Genomic DNA, 2891 nt, shown 5'->3' on the forward strand with positions numbered 1-2891 from the left:
TCAGATTCGCATTGAGGGCGCCGCGTCGCGCCCCTTCACCGTGCCACTTCACACCATCGATCGTCGATGTGACCAGGTGCAGAACGTCGGACTCGCCCTGGGCGACGCCAAGACCATCCTCGCAACCCTTCAGCAAGCGTTTGTCTAAGAGCAGCTGGATGGCTACCTGTCCGACCGCAGGGCCTGTCCGCATTGTGCCAAGCCGCGCGCGGTCAAAGGCTACCACCCGCTACGCTTTCGCACCGCCTTCGGGGAAATCGACTTGCGCAGCCCCCGTTGGCGCCGCTGCCGCTTCGAGCAATCCCGGGAGGCTACGTTCTCTCCGCTCAGCGAACTGCTGACGGTGCACACGACCCCAGAACTGACATACCTGTAGGCCAAGTGGGCCGCGCAAGTCTCCTTCGCAGCGGTCGGTGCGCTGTTGCATGATGTGTTGCCCGTCGACCAGGGGTGCATCCGGAAGCGATTCGTCGGCACGTTCTGGACACCGCGGAGCGACTCGAAGCGCAGCTCGGCCCGGAGCAGTTCACCTACGACGGCGGCTCCCAGCGCGAGATCGAAGCCTCGCCGGAACCTGCCGCTCCCATCACGGTGGGCTGGACGGAGGCTACATTCGAGGTCTCGATCGCCTGCCGGGTGCCAACGGATGCTTGGAGGTCATCGCCGGAAAGAGCATCCCGGACGAAGGTGCGGCGAAAGTCTTCGCCTTCGTTCATCGGATAGACCGCAAACCGAAGCGGAGGCTGCGCGCCGTGCTCGAGTCGCAAGGCATTCTCCCCCGACAGCACATCACGTTCCTGTGTGACGGCGGCGACACTGTGCGCGAGCTTGGCGCCTTCCTGCATCCGCGATCCGAGCACGTTCTGGATTGGTTCCACGTGGCCATGCGCATCGAGCAGCTCTTGCAAACGGCACGCGGCTGGCAAGGCTCGGAGAAGGAAAACCTCCTCAAGGGCTTCGAACGCGTCAAATGGTTCCTGTGGCATGGAAACGCGATCCGCGCCGACGAAACCTTGTACGACCTGGTCGAGGAAGTCGAAGGCGTGCTCGAGCAGGACAGGCAAGCTGGGCGGCCGCCTTCGGTCGTGCTCAAGAAACTTGATCGGGCGCTGGGTGAATTCGCGACCTACGTCGGCAACAACGCCGGCGCCATCGTCAACTACGGAGAGCGGTACCGGTGCGGGGACCGCATTGCAACCGGCTTCGTTGAATCCGCGGTCAACCAGGTGATCTCCGGGGTCGATTTGATTTCGGTGTCAAAAGTGACGGTTCGCAACTCCAGCAACGGCGCGGGGTCGGTTCGCTAAGTTGTTGATTTCGCGAGCATTGCTGTTCACTTCTTTGCGGCGTATCGTCTGCGCCCCCTGAACGACGAAGGAGCGCGACGATGCAAGGATGGCAGTCGTCCTATCTGGGCCTGCGCGACATGCCCGGCGAGCTCAGCGATTTTGAGTTGGAGACGTTCTTCAGCTTCAGCCGCACTGAGCTCGACTTGATTGCTCGTCGGCGCAGCGACAGCCTCAAGCTTGGCTTGGCGCTACACATCGGCTTCGCCCGCATGACCGGACGGCCTCTGAACAGCGTGCGGATCGTGCCCCCTGCCCTGCTTCGCCACCTTGGCCGAGAACTGGATATCCCCGCGCCGGATCTGGTATCTCTGCGCGCGCTGTACGCCCGCGGACGCACCCTGTTCGATCACCAGCACCAAGCCTGCGAATGCCTGGGATTCAAGTGGATGACCGAGCATCAGCGCCGAGCGTTGGTACGGGTCCTGCGCGACGAGGTTGCGCATTGTTCGGACCGCGAGCGGCTCCTGCTCCTTGCCAGGCAGTGGCTTTACGACCATCGCCTGCTCATCGTGCACGACCGCGTGATCCGCGCCATGGTGGCGGCCGCCCTGGTCGAACTCGAAGCAACAACCAGCCACGCCATCATGACATCGGTGTCTGCCGAGACTCGCAAACGTTGGATATCGGCATTGGACACGCCGCGTCCAGACGGCGAACACTGCCAGAGCTGGCTGTGGAGCGCGCCAGCAAGGCACTCCACGCGCCAGATCACCGAGGTCCTGGAAAGGATCGCGTTCCTGACGGACCTCGGCATCGATCGACATCTGGAGGATCTCAACGATGTACTGGTGCGCCGCTACGCCAGGCGCATGGCCGGGCGGCCCCCATCGGTCAGTGCCAGGATCAAGGAGCCGGCCCGCACGCTGGAGCTCAGCTGCTTCCTGCGCTACTGCCTGCTCACGGCCACCGACCAGATCATCTTCATGTTCCAGCGTCGAGTGGCCGACCTGGGGCGCCACTGTGCGGACGGTGTCGCGTCCGTGGATTGGGCACGGCAGTACCAGGAGCTGCTGCTGGAGCTCTCCGAGCTCGCAGGTCATGATGCGGTGCCAGATGCCGAACTGCGTTCACGCCTTCGCGAGATCGTCGCGGCCAAGCACGCTCAGCGCCCGCCGAGTCGGGCGTCAGTCATCCGGCAACGCCTGATCGATGCGATCGCGCCGGTGCGTTCTCTGCTGGTGGGGGTCAGTCGCTTGCCTTGGCAGGCCACCGGCGAGCACCCGGCACTCGATGCGCTGAACAAGCTCCGAGCCGGGTATGCCGCTGGCATCAAGCGACTTCCCAGTGAAGTCACGACCCCACGACTGGGGAGCCGCCTGGCGTGCAGCCATCGCCGACGCCGACCGCGAGCGCGCCTTCAGGGCGCTGGAGGTCGCCACCCTGCTTGCTCTGTGCCGGGCGGTGCGCAACGGCTCGGTCTGGATAGCTCATTCACTGAGCTTCCGCGGTCGCGAGCGTCTGTTCCTGCCCGAGGAGCGTTGGCAAGCCGAAGCGCCGAGGCACTACGCCAGGTTGCAGCTGCCGGCTAAGGCTAGCGAGTTC

At 64.2% G+C, this 2891-nt stretch carries 1 protein-coding gene and 1 pseudogene; both read left to right on the plus strand.

Annotation, left to right across the window (positions count from 1 at the left end; genetic code table 11):
- Positions 1-650: 650 nt before the first annotated feature.
- On the plus strand, positions 651-1307 hold the full coding sequence (locus AC1DF3_RS36685; protein ID WP_478142769.1) for a hypothetical protein: 657 nt from the start codon (positions 651-653) through the stop codon (positions 1305-1307).
- 80 nt (positions 1308-1387) lie between these two features.
- A pseudogene (locus AC1DF3_RS36690) lies at positions 1388-2891 on the plus strand (DUF4158 domain-containing protein); the annotation flags it as partial.

The sequence above is a fragment of the Variovorax sp. 10N432 genome, assembly GCF_056394465.1.